Origin of the sequence: Actinotignum timonense (assembly GCF_002860685.3) — a bacterium.
GTDB lineage: Bacteria > Actinomycetota > Actinomycetes > Actinomycetales > Actinomycetaceae > Actinotignum > Actinotignum timonense.
Map to the genome: position 1 here is coordinate 671,032 of NZ_CP136960.1, position 21,820 is coordinate 692,851.

The window sequence follows — 21,820 nt, forward strand, 5'->3', positions numbered from 1 at the left end:
CTTAGCGCGCGGCGGGCGCGCCCGCGATCCGGCGGGCCGTGGTGGCCCGGTGCCACATATGGCCGACGTCGCGTGCCACTCGCAGCAGCCGCCCAATGTTGCTCTCACCGCCGGCCTCGCATGCGCCGCTTCCGGCACCGGGCTTTCCGCTGCCGGCACCGGGCTCGCTAGTGCCGGTGCCGCTCTCCGCGGGCCAGGTCCCTCCAGCCTCGCGGTAGCCGCGCGCCGCGGCCTCGTCCAATTCCGGATGGACCTGCCACAAGGCCCGCAATTCCAGGAGATCCGCGGCAGCCGGGCGCCACCCGAAGCGCCCAAAATCAATGACCCGCAGCCGACCGGCGGGCTCATCCCACAACCAATTGCGCGGCTGCCAATCCCCGTGCGTGGGATGTACGACGACGCTGCCCGGCTGGTAGCTCGCCAGGAAATCCTCCGCTTCGGCGAGCTTCTCATCGAAAGTGGCGGGCGATATACCCTTCGGGGAAGCGGCGAGCAGCGGTTCGCCAGGGAAAGTAGCAGGCAGTGCGCCGCCCGGAGCGAGGGCGCGAATCTCCGCGATCCGCGCCCGGGTGCGGGTGAGGGCACCCTTGGCGAAACCGTGATCAAGGCGTGCCCCGGCTCCGTGGAGTAGCGCGAGGGCGGCTCCGGCCTGGTAATGCACCCGCGGGGATAATTCCCACGGGCTACCCAGAACGTCACATCCGGGTAGATAGTCGAGGATGGCGAGCGGGGCGGCGTCGTCGTACCACAGCAAGCGAGCCACGGTGCCACGCGCCTCCAAAGGGCCGGTCCACGCGCGTGCGCGGGCTTCGCGCCCCACGCTGTAAGCAGTGTTTCCAGCGGTTTTGAGAATCCAGGACACCCCGGGGCCGCTGAGGTGGAGAACGGTGCTCTCGCGTTCGGGCCAGGAAAGATCGCGCACCCGCACGGCATCCGGGCTGGTCAGCGCGCCGCCGCTAAGCGAGCCGCCGGAACGCCCGTCACCAAGGGCTCCGCAGCTAAGCGAGCCACTGCCGGGCGCCAAGCCACCACGCAGCTCCGCCCACGCGGCTGTAAACGCCGCATACTGCCGCTCGGTAAGCAGTGTTCGCAGTGTGAGCGGTGTGTGCAGCGGGTCCATGGCGCCTCGATGAATACCGGTGACTATCGCGGGCAAGCGCTTCCGTTAGCGGGTGACCCGGCTGAGCAGCGAGGCGACCCAGGTGCGCGCGGCACCGAAATCTTCGTCGGAAGTCCCGGCGTGCAGGCGCGTGGCCTGCCGATCCGCGCGCGCGTAACTACCCAGGAACGTCACCTCCGGGCAGATGCGATGCAGCCCGACCAGCGCCGCCTGCACCCGCTCGTCGTGAATATGGCCCTCGGCATCCAGGGAGAACGCGTAACGGCCCAGCTGATCGCCGGCCGGGCGCGACTCAATACGCGATAAATTAACGCCAACCGCGGCGAATTGTTGCAGCATCTCCAGCAGCGCGCCGGGCTTCTCCGAGGCTAGACGCACCATCAGCGTTGTTTTATCCGAGCCCGTCGCCGGGGGAATCTCCCCGGGTTTACTCACTTTAATGAAGCGCGTGACGGCATTGCGGTTATCGGCGATCTCATCGGACAGTGAGACGAGCCCGTACACGCCGGTGGTGGGCACCGCACAAATCGCCGCATCAAAATCCGCATCCGGGTTCTCGGCCAGTTCGCGCGCGGCGGCGGCTGTGGAGGTAGCCGGCACGTGCACGGCATCGGTCAGGTGCTCGGCGATCCAGGTGCGGCACTGCGCCCACGCATGCGGATGGGTGGCGACCCGGCGAATATCCGCGGCGCGCGTGCCGGGCCGCACCGCCAGCGAGAACGCAATCGGAACCAGCATTTCCCCGCGAATTTCCAGCGGCGAGCCGGCGGTGAGGGAATCGAGAGTGGCATTAACCCCGCCTTCCACCGAGTTTTCGATGGGGACCACGGCGGCGTCGGTCTGCCCGGCGCGTACCATCCGCAGCGCCGAGGGGACATCCACGGCGGGCACGAAAGTGGCGGTGTCCTCGCTGGCTACCTGCTGCAATGCGGCAAAGCAAAACGTGCCGCGCGGGCCGAGGAAAGAATAGCGGACCGGTTCGGTAGCGGGCGAGGATTGCATGGTGTCCTTTCGTGCGTGGAGATTGCGTGAAGAAATAGTACGACGGCGCAGCTGGGCGGCGGTGCACCTGCCCGCGCTGTCGCCTGGTTATTGTATCCCGCCCCGGGGTGGGGCGTTCGGGGCGTCCGAAAGTGTCGTAAGCGCCGAGTAGGCTGGTTCCATGCGGAATTCTCACGGTAATAGTCACGGCGGGCGCGCGATGCGACTGGCCGGGCTCTGGGCGGCGGTGCTTGCTGTTGTGGCGATGCTGGTTTTCGGGGCCACGCTGAGTGCGGCGCCTGCGTCCGCGCGCGCGGTGAGCCTGCCGGAAGCGCAGGGTGAGCCGGCTATGCAGCTTAGCTCGGCAGGGCAAGCGGCACCGGAGCAAGCGCGCCCCACGGTGGTGATCGGGGTGGCCGGGTTGCGCTGGGAAGATGTCAGTGAGAAAAGCACCCCGCGGCTCAGTGCAGCTTTGGCAGGTTCGGGCACGGAAAATTTGGGCGGTTACGGCGCTGCGCTCGCCAATATTTCCGTGCGCACGGCCGCGCCCACCACCTGCGCGGTGGATGGCTGGGTGAGCCTCGGGGCCGGTGCCCGCGCGGCGGTCACTCCTGCTGGCAGCGGCTGTGTAGCGCCGGAATCCCTGGTTACCCAGGACGGTACGGTGCGCGATGCGGCGCAGATAAGTGAAGAAAGCAGCGCCGCCCACTACCCGGTGGTTATGGGTGCGCTAGCGCAGGCCGTGGCTCCGGAGCGGGCGCTCGCGGTGGGCCCGGGCGCTGCCCTCGCTCTCAATCGCCAGGCAGAATCACGCATCGCCTACCGGGATCTCGCTGATGTCCTAGCGGATAGCTCGGTACTCGCCGGGCGGGACCTCACCGTCATTGACGCGGGGAGTTTTGATGCGGGAAATACCGATTCGGGAACTGTCGATGCGGGGAATACTAAGGCCGGAAGCGCCAGTGCCGGCAGTGTTCCTGCTGGGAGCCTCGCCAGCCTGGATGAACGCCTCGGGGATATCATCGCGCGTGTTACCGCGCACCAACCGCAGGCCCGCATCATCATCACCACTGTGGCCGACCGTGCGGAGCGGGCCGAACTTGGCTTCTTCGCACTGCTGGAGCCGGGCGAAACAACGGCGCTCGCCCGTTCCGCAACCACCCGCACCACTGGCCTCGTTCAGCTCATTGACCTGGCACCCAGCGTGCTCGCCTGGCACAACGGCGCCCCCACGCCGCTCACGGTAGATAACGGTGGAAAAACCACACTAGCCACGGCCAATGCCACCCTGCACGGCCAAGCACTGCGCGCAGATCTAACTGCGCAGCTGAGCCCGCAGTTCTACCTCCTGCTCGCCGGCCTCGGGCTGGTCTGCTTCGCGGTTATTGCCGCCCACCTGGTTCGTTTCCATCGTTTCCCACCCGCAACAGTGGCAGCGGCTGCTGACAGTTCTGCCGGGGCTTCAGTTTCGCAGGCTGTTACCGCACCCGCGCAGCCTACCCGGGCCGAGGCCCGCCGTGCCCGCCCCACCGGTTTCGCCCAACTCTTGGCCTGGCTCGCGGCCCTGCCCGTGAGCGCACTCCTCATCGGAATTATTCCGTGGTGGACCTTCTCCCGCCCGCTACTTGGCTGGTGGAGCAGCCTGGCCGTTCTTGCCGCGCTCCTCGCCACCTGGGCGCTAGCCGGGCCGCGCCACCGTGCCCTGGCAGGGGAGCGCTGGATCGCCGCCCCGCTAGCACGGCTGGGAACACTCAGCGCCACCGTGATCGCGGTAGACGTCCTCGTCAGCACCTTGGGCGGAGGATACTCCCTCGCCAACACCTCGGTTATGGGATCCCTCCCCACCGTTGCCGGGCGCTTCTTCGGCTTCAATAATTCGGTCTTCGCTATCTTCGCTGTCGGCACGCTTGCCGCAGCAGCCGCCCTCGCCGCACGCATACGCAACGCCGGCAGTTCGGCCACACCCAATAACCGGGCAACCCGTATGGCTGGCTTCGCCGTACTCGCGGTGGGTGCGTGCGCCATCGCCCTGGATGGGCTTCCCGTTTTCGGAGCGGATGCCGGCGGCCCGCCGGCCCTCACCCTCGGCTTCGCCTACCTCGCCTGGCACACCTGGGGAAAACGCTGGACCTGGTGGAATACCGCGCTTGCGGCCATCGCCGGGGTGGCGGTTTCGGCTGGCCTGGCTATGCTTGACCGCGCTGTGGGATCCACCACTCACCTAGGTAACTTCGTGGGCAGGGTGGAACACGGCGGGGCTGGCGCCGTCGTCGCCCGAAAACTATCTCAAGCATTCTTTGGCCTGCCGCCCCTAGTCGCCGGCGCGCTGGGTGCCACACTCCTCGTGGGAGTATGCGTGGCGGTGTGGCTAGTGACCTCGGGGCGCTGGGATCTGCGGGCCCGGCCAGCAACTGCGCAGGTACACGCGTGCGTTACAGCCCATCCGCACCTGGCTGCTGCGGCGGCCGCGGGCTTCCTCGCCCTCGGCTACGCCTCCCTTATTAACGACTCCGGCCTGGTCATCCTCGGAGTCGGAGTCGCACTACTCGCCCCCACCTTTGCCCTTGGGCTCATGCGGGCCGGGGCGAGCAGCGCGGAATATCTTGAAGATATTAATGGGCAAAAGCCGGGTGCAGCTGCGCCCAGCAACGCCTAGGAATCTGAGTCAGAAGACTTTGCCTCTTCCTCTTCTTTAGCACGGAGATACTCGTCGGTAATTTCCTTCACCTTGGCTGCAACTTCGTTCTGATCGTCGGTACTTAGGTTGCTCGCAAGATTTGCTAGACGTTCTATCGCTTTGTCGAGAATCGGATCAATGGCCATATCGGGTCCTCCTTTTTGGTTAATCTTCGGTTTCCTGTGCCATCCACCTTACCTGAGTTGTGTGACGCGAATCGGTAGAGTTCCCCAATAACCACAAGAAAAACCGGCTGGCAGATAGCAGCCAGCCGGAAAGAAAAATAGCGAGATTAGATTGCGGAGGACGGAGGGATGAGCGCTCAGGAATGCTCCAGCACCAGCGCGCGATAAGGAGCGAAATGCTCGATGCCGCTGGAACTGGCAGCGCCGCGTGACTCCGCGGGCACCTTGACACCGTGGAAGCGGCGCGACCACACCGCACGGAAAACATCACGGTACTGCCCGGCCCGGTGTAGAGTCCCAGCCACATCATTCCCGGTGGCGCGATGGCGAATATCGCACGGAATCTCCTGGAGAGTCAGGCCAGCCACCAGCATATCGATGGTCATTCCCACCTCAACGCCCCAGCCCTTCGCGAGCGGACGCGCCGCATCAAAAGCCGCCGCCGTCATACAGCGCTGCCCGGACAGCGGCTGAAGCGGAGACCAACCAGTAGCCCGCTCAATCGCGCGGCGCCCCAAACGAGTCACAAAACCGTGACCGCCCGCCCCCTCCTGCGGAGGCAAAGCTGCAATCGCGCAATCCACCCGGCCATCCACAACCGGCCCGATAAGCGGAGCGCACTCAATAGCCGAATCGCCCAGATCCGCGTCAAGGAAAAGTAAATGGCGGGGCGGGCGACCCTCAACATCGCGCATGCGGACCACCTTCGCCCCGGTCTCCATCGCCGAAGCCTTCCCGCGATTCACCGAATGGCGCACCACCGTAGCCCCGGAAGCGCGGGCAATAGCCTGGGTTTCGTCATCCGACCCGTCGTCAACAACCACCACGAGGTCCACACCCGGAAGCGCATACGCTGCGCGCACAGTACGCCCCACGTACTGCTCCTCGTCCTTCGCGGGCACGACCACCGCGACCTGACCGACTTTACTCACGGCATAAGTGTATAGGGAAAAACGGGGCCTTTGCTTACCGTTTCTATAAACTAGTGGAAGTTCACTAAAGAGGGCCGGCTGAGCGAGAGGCTACCCAAGCCGGGGCATCGGCGCTGCTGACCGCAAGGTCACCTGACGGGAAACCAGCCCGGCGCGCGCCCGCGCCGCTTAGCGCAAGGTCACCTGGCGGGAAACCAGCCCGGAGCGAGCTCGCTTTTCTTCCGAGGTGAGCGGCTCGGTTGAAGCAATAGCCGCACTCAGCTTTTCCGCGAACTTCGCCAGCGGCTCTTCCAATTCCTCTGCTTCGGTGCCGCGCGCCAATTCCCACACCGGGACCGACAATCCGTAGGCGCGGAACGCACCGATGAAGCGGGCGTCGTCGTCCCAACGCTCCTCGCAGGAAACGCGCAAACGCGCCAAACCGTCCAATACGGCATCGCGCGGTTCGGGGCGAACCCAGCGCAAAAACTCGCGCGACATCCGGCACCAGTAAGCACCGTTCACGGATTCGATGCGCGCGGCGGGAACCATATCCGCGCGGGCATCACGCAAAGCCGCCTGCGATTCGGGGGTGGCGGCTTCCTCTTCCGTCATCCAGAAAGCCGGATCTTCTTGCAGTTCCAGCTCGGAGAACGAGGCCACAATATCCTGCAAACGCGGGGAGCCGGCCTCCGGCTGCGTGCCACCCGGGTAGCTTTCGCCCGGCTTGAGCTCCAGACCGGCGAGCACACGCGTGGCAATATCCAAAGAAGCGTCGCCAGAATTCATAACCGTCTGCATCGCGACCAGGAGCTGGCCGTCCGTGCGCCGCAGCGCGCCGACCATATTCGGCAGCAGCGTGCCAAAAATAACCTCTTCGCTGCCGTACTCCTCGGTGAGGGTGACGGTCATGGTCGCCAGCGGCAGCAGATCGCGCATCGCCACCAGCTCCGCCTCGGCATCCAGCCCCTCAAAAGGCCGTTCAACGAAAGGAATAATCGCGCGCTTCTTCTTCGGGGTCGCCGAATCCTTCTTGCGGTTCTTCTTAGCCATAAGTCCTCGTCTTCTCGCTTCTATGCAGGGTGATGCCGTTTACCCTCGAGATTCTACGTGAGATGCGGCCCGCGGGCGATGGTCACGTTAGAGTTGCGTTATGGATCTGCTCATAACGACGACGCCGCAGCTTGCCGGCCTCACCGTATCTCCGGCCCTCACCGCATCCCTGGCGGGCGAGCTCCTTGCCGCGCCCGCCGCGGATCCGACGGCGGTATCCATTATCCGCTGGGTGGGAATCGCCGCGGTTGCCGTGGGTGTTGCCGTCATTATTTGGCGCTGGTGGGCGAATCGCGACTAGGGGCGCCTTGACTTTGCATCGGCGGAGGCCAGCGCCGGCGCGGCGCGAGCGCGGGGCGCTGCGGCGATAGGCCGGCGCGGCGCGACGCTGCGATAGAGTGACGCTGTGCTTGCCTGCGGAGTTGGAATTGCTGTCGGTTTCGTTGTTGGCCTGCTTGGGGCTGGCGGCGGCATCCTCACTATCCCTATTCTCCTCACCATTTTCGGGCATAGCGCGCACCAAGCTTCCGCCGAATCCATCATTATCGTGGGGGTCACGTCGTTAGTCGGCATGATCTCCGCGGCCCTGGCCCGGCGCGTGCGCTGGGGAACTGGCCTGATATTCGCCCTGGTGGGCATCCCGGGAACTCTGGCGGGAGCTTTCCTCGCCGGCGCGGTATCCGGGCAAGTCCTGGTGTGGTCGCTGAGCGCTCTGCTCGTGGTGGTGGCGCTGAGCATGTTCTGGCGCGCCGCGCGTTCGGGCGGCGAATCGGGTGCGGACGGCGAATCTCGCGATGGTGCTGGCACGCGTGCGGGTAGCGAATCACGTGTGGGTGCCGCGCCAGAAAATTTGGACACTCCGGAAAAGCTAGCCGCGCCGGAAAACCCTCCCGCCTCTGCCCCGCGCTGGCACACCTACCTCGTCACCGTCCTGGGAGCTTTCGGCGCGGGAGCGCTCTCCGGCTTCTTCGGAGTGGGCGGCGGCTTCGTGGTGGTCCCCGCCCTCATCTTGCTGCTGCGCATGCCCGCCCGCTACGCGAGCGCCACCTCGCTGCTCGTCATGAGCATCAATATGGCGGTGGCCGGGCTCGGCCGCATCCCGCAATTCGCGGCCGGCCTCGATGTGGACTGGCTGGTCGTCGCGCTTTTCACTGCCGGCTCGGCGTTGGGAAGCATCGGCGGGGAAGCCGCTGGCCGGCGCATTCCTGATCGCATCGCCACCATCCTCTTTGGCGTGCTGCTTCTCGCGGTAGCGGCCGGCACCCTGGCCAGCGACCTCCTCTAAGTGGGGCGTGGGCCAGGAGGCGGCGTCGTCGTTCTTAAAACCGGAACGGGTGAGCACTGTTCACCGTGTAAACGGTGCTCACCCGCGTGGTTCTGGTGTTTTAGTCGACGACGCCGTACAGGCGGTCCCCGGCATCGCCCAGACCCGGCACGATGTAGGCCTTCTCGTTGAGGCCCTCATCGATGGAAGCGACGACGATCTTGACGTCCGCATCCTCGGGCAGGTGCGATTTCACTTCCTCCAGGCCCTGCGGGGTGGCCAGCAGGCACACGCAGGTGACATCCCGCGCGCCGCGTTCGAGCAGGTAGTTGATGGATTCGTGGATGGTGTGGCCGGTGGCCAGCATCGGGTCAAGAACAAAACACTGCCTCCCGGTCAGATCATCCGGGAGGCGGTTAGCGTAGGTGACGGCCTCGAGAGTTTCCTCATCGCGGCGCAGGCCGAGGAAGCCAACTTCGGCGGTGGGAAGGAGCTTCGTCATTCCTTCCAGCATGCCCAGGCCGGCCCGCAAAATCGGAACGACGATGGGCGCCGGGCGGGCCAGCTTCACGCCGGTTGTGGTAGCCACCGGGGTGGTGACCGTTACTTCGTGCACCGCCACATTCCGGGTGGCTTCATAAGCGAGGAGAGTCACAAGCTCCTCGGTTAGCTGCCGGAAAATTGCCGACGGGGTGGTTTCATCACGGAGGACAGAGAGTTTATGCGCGACCAGAGGGTGGTCAATTTCGAGGATGTGCATGCTTTAAGGATAGCGGTACCCGGCGGGCGACGCGCGCGGGCGGCTCGGCTTGAGGCTCGTGACACAGGCGGCTCGCCGTGGGGCTCGTGACACAATGGAGCCATGCGGGGAGATATGCGAGCCGATTCGCGGGGGAGTGCGGATGCGCCCGAGGACACGCCTGAGGATAGGTGCGGCGATATGCGGGCGGCGGAAAAGCTATTTATGCGCGAAGCGATGGAGCTGGCGGCACGGGCCGCGGCGGGTGGGGATGTGCCCGTCGGCGCGCTCGTGGTGGTGGACGGCGCCGTGGTGGCGCGCGGTTGGAATACCCGCGAATGCGAACATGACCCGGCCGGGCACGCGGAAATTATGGCCCTGCGCGCGGCCGGTGCGGCGCTCGGGCGGTGGCGTTTGGACGACGCCGACATCTACGTCACCTTGGAACCGTGCACGATGTGCGCCGGGGCGATGGTCGGTGCCCGGATTCGGCGGCTCATCTTCGGTGCCTGGGATGAGAAAGCGGGGGCGGCTGGCTCGCTGCGCGATGTGGTGCGCGACCCGCGCCTCAATCACCGCATCGAGGTGATCGGGGGAGTTCTGGAAGAAGAAACCTCCGCTCAGCTGCGGAAATTCTTCCGCGGATGAGGATGCGGGGTGGCGCGGCCCGTGGGCGGCGGGCGGCGAGCGGTGGCGCCAACTGGCGCGGCCCGCGGGTGACGGCGCGTTGGTGGTGAAGCCGGCCGTTGCTCCTCGAAGCTTTAACGTGATGTGCTCCGCATTGATTAGGTAAATTCGGGGTGCGCCGTGTAATCTATTCTGCGGTGGCGTGTCCGAGCGGCCGAAGGTGCATCACTCGAAATGATGTGTAGTTAATAGCTACCGCGGGTTCAAATCCCGCCGCCACCGCCATGGCCCGCATTGCAGGTTTCCCTGCGATGCGGGTTTTCGCGTCTCTGCCCACCGCGCGATAGGCGCGTAGGTGGGGTTAATAGACAAAAGGGGGTGCGGACGGTTTCCTAGAGATTTTTAAGGAGAACGTTCAATGAGTAAGCGTACGTACACGAGAGAGCAGATCCGTAAAGCCCTCACCACCTACCAACGCACGCAATCGGTAACCGCCACAGTCCGTAAACTGGGCTACCCAGGCCGAGACACGCTCTACAAATGGATCCGGAATAGCAACGAGAAACCAGAGCAGAGAAAACCGAAGAAACACGCCCCTAACCAGAAAATATCAACGGACGTGAAAGTAACTGCCTGCAAGCGATTCCGCAGCGGGGAAAACGCCTACACTATCGCCCAGGATCTAGGAATCGTGAACTGCACAAACATCTATGCTTGGGTTAAAAAGTGGGATGCGGAAGGCAGTCTAGGACTCATGAACGAGAAAGAATGCGACCAGATCAAAGCGAAAACCCGCCACCAACTGGAAGCCCAGCTACCCCAAGACCCGGAAGAATTACGTGCTCTTGTAGCCGATTTAATCGTGCAGAAACGCGTCTTGAAAGCCCAGCTCGAGCTAGCAAAAAAAGGAAAAGCCCGCACAGGCGGGCGCAGTGAAGCGGTAGAGAAAACACGGGTAGCTAACCAGCTACGCTCTACCACGCCGCTAGCCATGGTCTTAGATACCTTGGATTTGCCGGCAAGCTCGTACTATTACACCGCTAAACAGCTAGAGCGGCCTGACAAGCATGCTCGCTTGCGTGAGTTGATCGCTCAGATCGCGCGCGAGGGCTTGTATACGTATGGGTATCGGCGTATCCGTTTAGCGCTTAGAAAGCTTGGGTATGTGGTCTCGGAGAAAGTCATCCAGCGCTTGATGCGGGAAGAGGAAATCCCGGTCAGGTATGCCAAAGCACGCCGGAAGTACTCTAGTTACGGCGGGGAGATCAGCCCGGCACCGGAAAACCTAGTCGAGCGTGACTTCCACGCTGATGAGCCCGGACGGCTTTGGCTCACGGATATCAGCGAGTTCCACGCAGCTAACGGGAAGGTTTATCTCTCCCCGATTATTGACTGTTATGACGGGAAAGTCGTGGCGTATACGAGGGGATTACACCCAACCTCAGTGTTGGCTGATTCCTCCCTTGAAAACGCCCTGGCAACCCTCCCGCACCAGCGTCTAAACGAGCTACAAGCCGGCCAGAGTGAGCATCCACTCGTGATCCATTCGGATCGGGGAGTCCACTACCGGTCTGTGTCCTGGATTGAGCTTACGCGGCGTTACGGGTTGACGCGGTCGATGTCGAAGAAGGGGTGTAGTCCGGATAATTCTGCTTGTGAGGGGTTTTTCGGGCGGATGAAAACCGAGATTTATCACGGGAAGAAGTGGGCTACAACCGATGAGTTATGCGAGGCGATAGACGAGTATATGTTCTTCTATAACCAGAAGCGTATTACCTTGAAGTTCGATGGTTTAACGATTGTGGAGCATCGTCAAGCGGTTTTAAGCGATAATGTCCAATAAACAGTCCGCAGCCCCATTTGTCTATTAGCCCCGTAGGTGAAGCTTCAACAGCGAGCCCACAACAGGGTGCAAATCTACGCACTATTTTGGCCGGATTTCTGCTCTGGATTTGCACTACGCGACTCCGATGGTCCCCAATTTGCATCCTGAGGCATTCCCCGGTGCCCAGCTTCCCCGGCCGGTAGCTGCGCCGTCGGCCGAAGTGACATTGCTGGCCGAAGCTGCGCCGTCGCCGCAGCTGCGCCGTCGTACCGCACGAAACTGCGCCATAAACGCAAGCGCTCCAAAAATCTGCAAAATATTATTTATGTTACGTAAAACTGCGCGGCGTAAAATCAACATAAAACTTTTGTGAAAATGATCAATCACACAGCCGCGACCTGCGCAAACGCTGAATACCTTAAGAATTAACTCTCCAATTGTGATTTACTTGAGTTGAGTTTACTCATCACTCATCTAAGGTAAGGACACACCACATGCTCACGCGAAACCTTTCGAGGGTGCTGGCGGTGATCGCTGCTATTGCGATGGTCGTCGTTGGGCAACCCCTGCGGGCGGAGGCGGCGCCTCAGTCTGTTGATTTTAACTACGTGATCGGTGAGAAGATACAAAAATTTGAGTTCACCGCTCACAATCCAGATAACCCTTCGGAAAGTATTACCTATCCGAGCGACCCGGCCAAGCGTTACAACTACAAGCGAATTCCGGCGGGCTGGGTGCTCAACGGTCAGATCGTTATGCAGCCGGGCTGGAAGATTACCAGCACGGGCTCGGATCTGCTTTACCCCGATAACCTCGAGCAGAGCGTGACCGGGATCGGGAAGGACGCCGTCCTCACGTACCACGTGAAGGACGTGAAACCGACCGAAAATATTTACTTCCAGCAGATCTCCTACGAACAGTTCAATTACGCCACCTATGACCTCAACGGCGGTACCTGGACCGATAAGATTCCGACCGATCCGCTGCATCAGGCCCAGGATGGCTCGTTCTACAGCATGTTCATCACCCCGCACGGCACCGTGCAGAAGCCCACGGACCCGGTGCGCGAGGGTTACACCTTCCTCGGGTGGATTGGGAAGAGCACTCTCAATATTCCGGCCGTCGAGCCGCCCTACAAGTACAACGTGTACACAGTGGATAAACCTTACCGTTTCGACGAAATTGACCCGAACCGGCTGCTGGGATACCGCCGGCAAAACGTGGTCAATCTGACCGCGGCGTGGGCCAAGGAGCCGGCCCTCGAGGTGAAGAACATCGAGATTTGGGAGGGTGAGGCATTCACTCCTTCGGATATGGTCGTCTCCGCCACGGATTTTGCCGGCAAGGATCTGACCGATCCGGCCAACGGTGGCTCTGTCACGCCCGCGGGCGATTATGACAATGCTGTTGCTGGCGAATACCCCATCACTTTCACGGCGAAGGACAGCAAGGGCGGTATGGTTACTCGCACCGCGAAGCTGATCGTCAAGAAGCGTTGGACCCCGCTCATTCCCGCCCCGGAGCTCACGCTCAAGAACGTGGAAATCAAGGCCGGTGAGCCTTTCGATCCGGTGGATATGGTGGTTTCTTCCAGCGGCACGGCCGTGCCCAGCCCGGATAACGTATACGATCCGAAGACTCCCGGTACCTACACTCTCACCTTTACGGTGACGAACGAGCAGGGTGTGAAACGTACGGCGACGGCGCAGCTAGTTGTCAAGCAACCTTGGGTCATCATCGAAGCTGCTCCGGAGCTGAGCCTCAAGGATATGACCATCACCGTGGGTGATCCTTTCGATCCCGCGGATATGGTGGTGTCCTCCAGCGGCACCGCGGTGCCCAGCCCGGATAATGCCTATGACCCGAATACCCCGGGAACCTATGATTTGAGCTTCACGGTGACCGATGAGAAGGGTGCCACGGTAACTCGGACAGCGAAGCTGACCGTCAAGCCGAAGCCCGAGCCGGCACCGGAACCTGCGCCTGAGCCTGGAACGGAAACTCCGGAGCCGGGTGAGCCTGGAACTCCGGGTCAGCCGGGCAACCCGGGCCAGCCTGGTGACCCCGGTCAGCCTGGGCAGGCATCGGGTACGACGCCCAGCACGCCTGAAACTCCCGGAACTCCTGGTGAACCCAGCCAGCCCGGCACAACCGGTGCGACCGCTACCCCCGGCAAGCAGGGCACGGTAGCCAAGGCGGGCAGCCGTTCCCTCGCCCATACCGGTAGTGATGCGGCGGCGCCCTTCGCTCTGGGTGGCATGCTTGTTCTGGCAGGCGGAGCCCTCGTGGCTACTCGCCGCAAGAATTCTTAGGGCTGCTTGCTAATTGCCGGTGCTCTATTCTGCCGGTTATTCTGCCGGCTCGCTATCCCGCTAAGGCACTAGCAAAAACACGTGTGGGGGCACCTCCGATTGGGGTGCCCCCACACGTGTCTGCGGTTCTTATCAGCGGTCTGCGGTTGCTTTCGGTCACGCTCGCGGTATAGATGCTCGCGGCCCAGTGCTTACTCACCGCCCGCGCTTAGCGCCACTCTCTACCCATGCGGCACGTACTCACATTTGCTATGCTCGGCCGGCTCCAGCTGGAAAGTGGAATGCTCCACCTTGACCGGGAAATGCTCGGCGACGCACTGCTGGAGCTGATCGAGGATCCGCGGGGCGTGCCCGTCGAAGAAGCACTCATCCTCAACCACCACGTGGGCGCTGAGCACCGGCAGCCCGGTGGCGACCGTCGTCGCATGCATATCATGCACCCGAATCACGTGCGGCAGATTCTCCATATGCTGGCGCACTTCGTCCAGGTCCAGGCCCTGCGGCGTCGCCTCCATCAACACGTTGAGCGCAGTGGACAGAATCCGCAGCGCACGCGGAATAATAAGAATTCCGATGAGGATCGCGGCAATCGCGTCCGCGCCGCCCCAGCCGGTGAAGTAGATCGACGCCGCCGCCACGATCACCGCAACCGAACCGAGCGCGTCATTGCAAACTTCCAGGAAGGCGGCCTTCATATTGAGGCTGGCGCCGCGCCCGGTGAAGAGGATCAGCATGGAAGCGATATTGCCCAGCAGGCCGATAATGCCGAAAATCAGCAGCGGCGCAGCCGGCATCTCCGGCGGGTCGGTCAGGCGTTTGATCGCTTCGATGATCACGAAAATACCCACGCCGAGGAGCAGCGTCGCCTGCAAGCACGCGGAAATAATCTCCGCCCGAGCATAACCCCAGGTGCGGCGGTTGGTTGCGGGTTTGGTGGTGAGGTGAGCGGCCACCAGCGCCATGACCAGGCCGGCGCTATCGGTGAGCATATGGCCGGCATCCACAAGGAGGGCCAGCGAGCCGAGCCAGAACGCCCCGATCACCTCGGCGATCAGAATCGAGAAAGTAATACCGAGCGCCCAGGCGATGCGCCCGCGTTGCGCCCCGGCGCCGTGCACATGCCCGGGCCCGTGCTCATGGCCGCTGGCATGATCATGACCGGCAGCGGGAGCTACCGCGGTGGGCGTACGAGCCAGGTGGCATAGGTGCGCGTTGTCGCCATCCTCGCTAACTTCGCCATTTTCGCCGTTTTGGCCGGCCACGCTAAATGATTCGCCATCCTCCTCGGATGGCGTGCTCTCCTCCGACGCCGATGCGGCGGAGGCGCCAGAACTGCGCTGAGCGCAGGTGCATTGCCCGCCGGCGTGGTCGCCGTGCTCACAATGATAATAATTATTATTATGCATAACATAACCTCCTTGGGGCTCTGAGTGTACCTGCCCGCCCGTGTTTTCGGCAGGGTACGGCCTGTGATGCAGGGCATGTACGACGACGCCTATGTGGCCACGCGCATAATATGCAGTGATGTGGGCCGGGGAGGTGAGAAAGTCCGGGACGGTGAGCAAGTCCGGCGAGGCGGCGGGCGGAGCCAGCCGGTTGGGCCAGCGAGCCGCGGCGGCGAGGTAGCGGCCCGGGCCAGAATGCAAAGCACCCGGGCGCTAATTCCGTGAAAGGAATCGGCGCCCGGGTGAATGAATGCGCAATAGGCCCACGGGGGTGCTGATGAGGGCGACGCCCCTACTGCATTGTGATATCTATTCCGCAGGAGTCCATGACGAGGATGAAGTTGAGCAGGTCAGTCATGAACTTGGGGTCCTCAATTTCGTTGCCGGCCATGATGTCGCCCTTGCTGGCGCGTTCGATGACATCGATGAACTGGTCGGATAGCTTGCCCTGTGCGGCATTGCCGATGCAGGTGCCGACGTCGTCACGCGCAGGTTTACCAAATGCTGCGGTGAAGCTCGGGTCCTTGAGGAAGGTATCGAAGAGCGCTGCGATTTTTTCCGGCGGGTAGGTGTAGGTCAGCCCTTCTTTGCCGTCCTTACCTGTTGAGCCGCCCGAGTCACCGGAGGGTGCGGGGGCGGGCGTGGTAGGCGAATCAAGGATGGGTGCCTTGCTGGTTTCCGGAGCGGCCGTGGCGTCCGGGGTGGCGGGTGCGCTAACCGAAGGAACCGAGCTGGGATCGGGCTGCGCATCATCGCTGGCCTTATCCCGGTTGAGGAAGAAAATAAGGCCAACAACTAGAGCGATCAACGCGATGATTCCCACGCCGATACCAACAAACAGGCCGGTTTTGCTCTGCTTGGGCTGCTGACCGTAGCCGACCGGATAACTCCCGCGCGGACCATTCGGGCCGCCAGGTCCGTTCGGGCCACCTGCGCCGGGGTACTGATTGCCCGAGCCGCCCGGGTAGCCGGCGCCGCCATATTGCCCGCCGGGATAGCCCGGGCCGCCGTACTGCCCGCCCTGGCCGGAACCGTATTGCGGGGCCTGACCCGGATAATTACCCCGCTGCGGGTAACCAGCCTGGCTGCCGTAGTGATTGCCTTGGCCAGCCTGGCCGGGATACTGGGTGCCGGTGCCGGCGCCGGCCTGAGCTCCCGGATATGCGGGGCCGCCGTAGTGCCCGGCTTGCCCGGGTTGTCCGGCTCCGTACTGCCCGCCCTGCCCGGCGGCGCCATACTGGCCCTGACCGGGATAAGCGGCGGTAGGTGCACCGTAGGCCTGAGTGGGGTAATCGCCCGAAGGTGAGCTGGGCGTGGAAAAAGCTTGGGTGGGCGCGCTGGCAGCATCAGCTGCGCCGGCGGCTTCGGGCGCGCTGCCCGTGCCGGGAGTGGTGTTCTCGGAGCCGTGCGGAGGGAAAGCTCGGGTGGGTTCGCCGCCCTGCGGCGAACGGGTTGCGTCTTCTTCGCTCACGATAAATCCTAACGATGCGCGGGAGCGGCGCCCGGCAACTCCACGCGCTGACCGCGTACGGTAACCGGCGAAAACGCCCCCGATGTGACAGGTGGCTAGCCGCTTTCCGCGCGCCTCCGGATATGCCGGAGCGCCCGGTTACACGAGCCAAGCCACATTCATTCAATCAGAGAGCGGCCGGGAGCGGCAAGCAAGTTTCGCGTTTGCCAAGCTCAGGGGCCTTCGGCCAGCAGAGAAACATCCGCTACTTCGCGCTCGCATTCAGTGTCACGCGCGTCCAGCCTCACGCGCAGCTCAGCCCGTGCTACTTCACCGCAGCCGCCACACTCACCCTCGCGCCATCCCCCGCGCGCCGCTCCGCCGTCGCCTTCTTACGCAGCTCAGCCTGGGTGCGCTGCGCGGCCCGCTGCTCCGCGCTTTGCCAGAGCCGAGCCGGCTCCCCGAAGCGTAGCCCCAAGAACCACCACAGCGCCTCGATTAGCGCCGCGCCAACCGCACCCACCAGCGTGCCCAGGGCCATCGCCCCGGAGTTAGAGGAATCCAGCATGAACACGCGCTGCGTGAGGGGCCACAGGAAAATCACCCCGTAACCCACCAGCGGCAGCAAAATAAGAAGAATCTTCCACCAGACATAGGGCCGGGCCACCACCACGAGCACCCACGAGGAGGCAATAATCATCGTCAGGAGCGTCGCGGTGGACACCTGAGTCGCATATGCCGAGCTAGCTGCGCCGTCGTACAACATGACGTAGGTAATAAAAGTCGCAACCCCCACGATCAGGCCCGCCGGGAAACCGAAACGCATGACGCGCTGCACGAAACCGGGGCGGGCGGCGTCGTTATTCGGCGGCAGGGAGAGGAGGAAGGCCGGGATGCCGATGGTGAACCAGCCGGTGATCGTCACGTGAATTGGTACGAAGGGATAGGGCAGTGCGAAGAGTAGCACCGCGATGGCGAGCACCGCCGAATACACCGTTTTGGTGAGGAAAAGCCGCGCCACGCGTTCGATATTTCCGACCACGCGCCGGCCTTCGCCCACCACATGTGGGAGGGAGGCGAATTTATCGTCGAGGAGCACGATTTTCGCGACCGAGCGAGTGGCGGAGGTGCCCGAACCCATGCCGATGCCCAGGTCGGCGTCCTTGAGGGCGAGTACGTCATTGACGCCATCGCCCGTCATCGCGACAGTGTGTCCCGCCCCGCGCAGCGCCGCGACCATGGCGCGCTTCTGATCCGGGGTCACCCGCCCGAATACGGCATTCTCGTTGATCGTTTCCGCGAAGCTCGCCTCCGGGATGGTGCGCGCGTCCACGGGAGTGCCCACATCGACGCCGAGCTGCGTGGTCACCGCACCGACCGCCGCGGCATTATCGCCGGATATGACTTTGACCGCCACGCCCTGCGAATCGAAATAGCGCAGAGTATCGGAGGCGTCCGGGCGGATTTTCTGGTCTAGCAGAATAAAAGCGAGCGGCTCGAGGTTGCCGGGCGCGTTCGCGGCCGTGACCGGCGTATCGCTGCGGGCCAGGAGCAGCACGCGCTGGCCGGTGGCGGCGATGGCGGCGGCGCGCTCGCGGGCGGCGGCGAGGGCCGGGTTGCTAGACGTGGCGGCGCTGCCTGCGGCGGGGTCGCTAGTTGGAACGACGGCGCTAGTTGGGGCGGCGGCGCCCGCCGGGCCGTCCGCACTCGCCAGATCGAGGAGCACATCCGGGGCGCCCATAATCCAGTGCTGGCCATTGGCGAAACTCACCCCGGACCACTTCTTTGCCGAGGTGAACGGCTGGCGCTCGGCTACCTCCCACGGCTGGGCCGGCGCGCCGAGGGCTTCCTGGATGGCTTCCATGGAGGAGTTCGGGGCCGGGTCGGCCGCGCCCAGCTGGGCCAGGGCTTCCCGGGCGGTGGCCTGAGCGCGCGCGGCGGAAGTGGCGGCGTCGTCGTGCTGTTCCCGCGCGGTGCCGGAACTGGAACCGGCGCAAGAACTCGCGCCGCCGGAATCAGAACCGGAATCAGAACCGCTGCTCACAGCCGCGCCGGGCACCAACTCGAGCCCCGCGAAACGCAGGGTATTTTCGGTAAGAGTGCCGGTTTTGTCCACGGCGACGGTATCCACGCGCGCGAGGCCTTCGATGGCCGGCAGCTCATTGACCAGCACGTTCAGGCGTCCGAGCCGGATCACACCCAGCGCGAAAGCGGTCGAGGTGATGAGCACCAGGCCTTCGGGGATCATCGGCACCAGCGCGCCGGTGACCGAGAGCACGATGTCGCGCCAGTGCGCGCCGATGGCGGCCCAATCCAGGCCCACCACGCGGATCTGGCCCCAGATGGTCAGCAGCCCCACGGGCACCAGCACCCAGGTGATGGCTTTGAGGATGCGGTCGATCCCGTTTTGCAGCTGGGAATCGACGAGCGAGAATTTCGAGGCGGCGGAGGTGAGTTTGGCGGCGTAGGCGTCGGCGCCCACGCGGGTGGCGCGGTAGCTGCCCGAGCCGGAGGAGACGAAGGAGCCGGACATCATCGCGGCGCCGGGTTCCTTGTGGATGGAATCGGATTCGCCGGTGAGGAGCGATTCGTCCACCTCGAGGTAATCGGCTTCGGTGACGAGGCCGTCCACCACGACCTGCTCGCCGGCGGCGACCACGATAATATCGCCGAGCACCACCTCTTCGCGCGCGATTTCGTGCACCTCGCCCTCGCGGCGCACTCGCGGATGTGCTTCGCCGATAACCGCCAGGGAATCGAGGGTGTGCTTGGCGCGCAGCTCCTGAATAATGCCGATAATCGAGTTCGCAATAATGAGCAGGCCGAAAGCGCTATTGATCCACGAACCGGTGAGAATCACGGCAATAAATAGCACGCCGAGCATGAAGTTAATGCGGGTGAAAACGTTATCGCGCACAATCTGCGCGGCCGAGCGCCCCGAGCGGTCCGGGAGGGTATTCGCCTTGCCCTCCGCGGCGAGCTGGGCGGCCTGCGCGGCGCTGAGCCCAAGGGCCGGGTCGCTCGCGGGCACGTGCTCGTTGCCGGTGGTGGGGTCGGTGGCGGGATCGGTCAGGGCGAGGGACTCGGGTTCCCGTTGCGCGGGTTTGCTTGCGGCGGGGGCCGGGGCGGTGGGCGCCGGGCCGGGCGCGGTCGAGTCAAAGTCCCGCTGCGCGGGTGCGGCGTCGTTCATAAAAAACGATTCTAGGCAAGGAAGCTGGACGGCGGGTGAATGTTTCTTGGGTGCGGGGCGCAATGGGGCTGGGACGGCGCGGGCGGTGACGCAACGGCGCGGGCGGTGCGCAACGGTGTGGGCGGTGCTCGAACGGTGCGGGCGCGCCGGGTTGCGGTGCCCGTCACACTTACGCGCCGTGCGGCGGTAGCATGAGGTATGGCACGAAAGAATATTTTCCGCAGCGTCGCGGGAATCTGCGCGGTTGCGGCCCTCGCTTCCTGTAGTAGCACGACGACGCCGCAGCAGGCCGCAAGCACCCCGGCACCGTCGGCCGGTTCGGCAAGCGCTACCCCAACGGCGGGCGCGGCGGGGTCATCAAGCAATGCAGCGCCCTCGCCTGCTGCGGCTGGCTCGCCCGGTGCGGAACCCGCATCGGGGGAGGCGATCATGGCGGAAGCTCTGCGTGCGGTCGATGGCATGACGGAGTTCGAGGTCGGGGTGCTGCGCACCAATAACAGCTCTGGCCTGGATGATTGGGCTTCGCGACTCAGCGTCAATGAGCTGGTGCAGCGCTATGACGGGGATAAGGTGCTCGAATATACCATCAACGGGCAGCCTCCCAATAAGGCGAGCCTGGCGCCGCTTTCGAAGGACGATATGCGGTTCCTGATTCGCAGCGCCGATTACGGCGCCGAAAATGAGCGCGGGGTTGTATCGGGGGAACTGCGTCAAGGCACGAAACTTCCTTCACTGGGTACCCAGCTCATGGATACCTGCGCGCAGGATGGCGACTGGGTCATTCTCGCGGGCAGCGTGGGATATAACCGGCGCACCGGGGTGATCGAATACGTGGATTACATGGTGGAAAGCCCCGATTTCACTCAGGGAGTGCGCGGGCCGGACGGACAGGCTCGGGAGGAAAATATGGCCTGCCGCACCGTCTGGGACTTCCGCTCCGTGAACGGCTCGGTGATCGATAAGCCACCGGCGAGTTAGACCTCTTCAACGAGAGCCGCAGCGGTGTAATCGTCGGTAATCAAGGCGTCAAGATAGCCACCCACCAGCACTGCTTCTATAGCGGCAACCTTTTCCGTGCCGTAAGCCACCCCCACCACAAAAGGGATATCGCGCAGTTTAGAGGGGTGGAGGCACACGGTACGGCGGCACAAGGACACATCAACATGCTTTCCCTGGGCGTTAAGGTAGTGCCCGTTGAGGTGCGCCACCGCGTGTTTCCGAGCCAGCTCACGTTGAATCGGATGGGTGATCCATTTGCGCAGCAAGGGGCTAGAACCAGTTATGGACACCGCCCCGACTCCCACCAATGCCACATCGGCACGAGCGGCTAAATCCAAGGTGCGATGCACCGATGGTTCCTGGCTCATCGCCTGCGCAGCTAACTCGGTTTCAAACACCAGCGGTACGGGAAGAACCCAGTGGTTGCCCCCGAGTTTCTTCGAGGCGGCTCGGCATAAATCCGGGCTATCTATGAAGGGGAGTCCCGAACCGGTCATTCCCAGAATAGGAACGACACAAGACGAGGTCCAGGTGCGTCGGGGCAGTTTCGCTACCGTAGCGGCCACCGCGCGACCATTAGAAATTGCCACGGTAGAACGAGGGTTGCAATGTGCCAGCAACACATCTGCCGCGGCGGAGCCAATGGCAGATTTAGTGTCCGCTTCGCTGGTGGCGACCACTCGTACTTCCTTGAGCTGGTAGGTATCGAGTAGCTGTTGCTCCAAACCAAGGAGACGTGCCGAGGGATGGGAAATTTCTATTTTCACAATCCCGGCCGCGCGAGCCTGTGCCAATAACCGGGAAACCGTCACTCGAGAGTAGCCAATTTCAGCAGCTATGTCGCTTTGCTTGGCATTATCAAGGTAGTACCTTTTGGAAACTTCCAGGAGTAATTCGAGGTGCTCGCGGTCATAAATAGTATGTGCTTCCTTGGACATATGTTCAGCATAGCTGATAGCACCACTTTCGGAGTGATGATTATCGCCGTTATTCGGCGTGAATCTGGTGCTCATTCATCAATTCACGGAACATATGTTCAAAA

At 63.3% G+C, this 21,820-nt stretch carries 17 protein-coding genes and 1 tRNA gene; 8 read left to right on the top strand and 10 right to left on the bottom strand.

Going from position 1 to position 21,820, the window contains the following annotated elements; all coding sequences use genetic code 11:
* Position 1: 1 nt before the first annotated feature.
* Both CYJ17_RS02780 and pheA read right to left on the bottom strand, forming a co-directional pair.
* On the bottom strand, positions 2-1,120 hold the full coding sequence (locus tag CYJ17_RS02780; RefSeq protein WP_101595709.1) for an aminoglycoside phosphotransferase family protein: 1,119 nt from the start codon (positions 1,118-1,120) through the stop codon (positions 2-4).
* A 45-nt stretch (positions 1,121-1,165) separates the two neighbouring features.
* Entirely contained in the window at positions 1,166-2,122 is a 957-nt protein-coding gene (gene pheA, locus CYJ17_RS02785) for a prephenate dehydratase (protein WP_087070070.1), read from the bottom strand.
* A gap of 160 nt (positions 2,123-2,282) precedes the next feature.
* On the opposite strand from pheA, the gene CYJ17_RS02790 reads away from it, so the two are divergent.
* Positions 2,283-4,757, top strand: a complete 2,475-nt coding sequence (locus CYJ17_RS02790) for a hypothetical protein (protein WP_101657674.1) — start codon at positions 2,283-2,285, stop codon at positions 4,755-4,757.
* On the opposite strand, the gene CYJ17_RS02795 is transcribed toward CYJ17_RS02790, so the two are convergent.
* The 3 genes from CYJ17_RS02795 to CYJ17_RS02805 form a co-directional block, all read right to left on the bottom strand.
* Positions 4,754-4,924: a hypothetical protein gene (locus CYJ17_RS02795; RefSeq protein ID WP_159454978.1), complete on the bottom strand. Its 171-nt coding sequence runs from the start codon at positions 4,922-4,924 to the stop codon at positions 4,754-4,756. The two genes, CYJ17_RS02790 and CYJ17_RS02795, sit on opposite strands and share 4 nt — an antisense overlap.
* Before the next feature lie 176 nt (positions 4,925-5,100).
* Positions 5,101-5,895 carry a glycosyltransferase gene (locus CYJ17_RS02800; RefSeq protein ID WP_087070068.1) on the bottom strand — a complete coding sequence of 265 codons (795 nt, stop codon included), beginning with the start codon at positions 5,893-5,895 and terminating at the stop codon, positions 5,101-5,103.
* A gap of 168 nt (positions 5,896-6,063) precedes the next feature.
* On the bottom strand, positions 6,064-6,927 hold the full coding sequence (locus CYJ17_RS02805; RefSeq protein WP_087070067.1) for a DUF5926 family protein: 864 nt from the start codon (positions 6,925-6,927) through the stop codon (positions 6,064-6,066).
* 100 nt (positions 6,928-7,027) lie between these two features.
* Between CYJ17_RS02805 and CYJ17_RS02810 the strand changes: the two genes are divergently transcribed.
* Together CYJ17_RS02810 and CYJ17_RS02815 are read left to right on the top strand one after the other, a co-directional pair.
* Positions 7,028-7,228 carry a hypothetical protein gene (locus tag CYJ17_RS02810; RefSeq protein ID WP_087070066.1) on the top strand — a complete coding sequence of 67 codons (201 nt, stop codon included), beginning with the start codon at positions 7,028-7,030 and terminating at the stop codon, positions 7,226-7,228.
* A gap of 105 nt (positions 7,229-7,333) precedes the next feature.
* Positions 7,334-8,212 (top strand): sulfite exporter TauE/SafE family protein, encoded by an 879-nt coding sequence (locus CYJ17_RS02815; protein ID WP_087070065.1) that lies wholly within the window; start codon positions 7,334-7,336, stop codon positions 8,210-8,212.
* A 100-nt stretch (positions 8,213-8,312) separates the two neighbouring features.
* On the opposite strand, the gene upp is transcribed toward CYJ17_RS02815, so the two are convergent.
* A complete protein-coding gene (gene upp / locus CYJ17_RS02820) occupies positions 8,313-8,951 on the bottom strand; it encodes a uracil phosphoribosyltransferase (protein ID WP_026429144.1) in 639 nt (212 codons plus the stop codon).
* Between the two features lie 102 nt (positions 8,952-9,053).
* On the opposite strand from upp, the gene tadA reads away from it, so the two are divergent.
* The 4 genes from tadA to CYJ17_RS02840 all read left to right on the top strand — a co-directional run bounded on the left by tadA (position 9,054) and on the right by CYJ17_RS02840 (position 13,694).
* The gene (gene tadA, locus CYJ17_RS02825) at positions 9,054-9,578 is read left to right on the top strand and encodes a tRNA adenosine(34) deaminase TadA (RefSeq protein WP_244899301.1); all 525 of its coding nucleotides are present in this window, start codon (positions 9,054-9,056) and stop codon (positions 9,576-9,578) included.
* A 175-nt stretch (positions 9,579-9,753) separates the two neighbouring features.
* Positions 9,754-9,842, top strand: a tRNA-Ser gene (locus CYJ17_RS02830).
* Positions 9,843-9,975: 133 nt separating this feature from the next.
* The gene (locus CYJ17_RS02835) at positions 9,976-11,400 is read left to right on the top strand and encodes an IS3 family transposase (protein WP_087069845.1); all 1,425 of its coding nucleotides are present in this window, start codon (positions 9,976-9,978) and stop codon (positions 11,398-11,400) included.
* Positions 11,401-11,876: 476 nt separating this feature from the next.
* Positions 11,877-13,694: an InlB B-repeat-containing protein gene (locus tag CYJ17_RS02840; protein WP_087070063.1), complete on the top strand. Its 1,818-nt coding sequence runs from the start codon at positions 11,877-11,879 to the stop codon at positions 13,692-13,694.
* A 221-nt stretch (positions 13,695-13,915) separates the two neighbouring features.
* On the opposite strand, the gene CYJ17_RS02845 is transcribed toward CYJ17_RS02840, so the two are convergent.
* The 3 genes from CYJ17_RS02845 to CYJ17_RS02855 form a co-directional block, all read right to left on the bottom strand.
* Positions 13,916-15,100: a cation diffusion facilitator family transporter gene (locus CYJ17_RS02845; RefSeq protein WP_180948684.1), complete on the bottom strand. Its 1,185-nt coding sequence runs from the start codon at positions 15,098-15,100 to the stop codon at positions 13,916-13,918.
* A 331-nt stretch (positions 15,101-15,431) separates the two neighbouring features.
* Positions 15,432-16,610 carry an SKG-like transmembrane protein gene (locus CYJ17_RS02850; RefSeq protein WP_101595628.1) on the bottom strand — a complete coding sequence of 393 codons (1,179 nt, stop codon included), beginning with the start codon at positions 16,608-16,610 and terminating at the stop codon, positions 15,432-15,434.
* 304 nt (positions 16,611-16,914) lie between these two features.
* On the bottom strand, positions 16,915-19,779 hold the full coding sequence (locus CYJ17_RS02855; protein ID WP_101595631.1) for an HAD-IC family P-type ATPase: 2,865 nt from the start codon (positions 19,777-19,779) through the stop codon (positions 16,915-16,917).
* 198 nt (positions 19,780-19,977) lie between these two features.
* On the opposite strand from CYJ17_RS02855, the gene CYJ17_RS02860 reads away from it, so the two are divergent.
* Positions 19,978-20,757 (top strand): hypothetical protein, encoded by a 780-nt coding sequence (locus tag CYJ17_RS02860; protein ID WP_143231815.1) that lies wholly within the window; start codon positions 19,978-19,980, stop codon positions 20,755-20,757.
* Here CYJ17_RS02860 and CYJ17_RS02865 read toward each other — a convergent pair.
* A complete protein-coding gene (locus CYJ17_RS02865) occupies positions 20,754-21,791 on the bottom strand; it encodes a sugar-binding transcriptional regulator (protein WP_257960157.1) in 1,038 nt (345 codons plus the stop codon). The two genes, CYJ17_RS02860 and CYJ17_RS02865, sit on opposite strands and share 4 nt — an antisense overlap.
* Positions 21,792-21,820 lie beyond the last annotated feature (29 nt).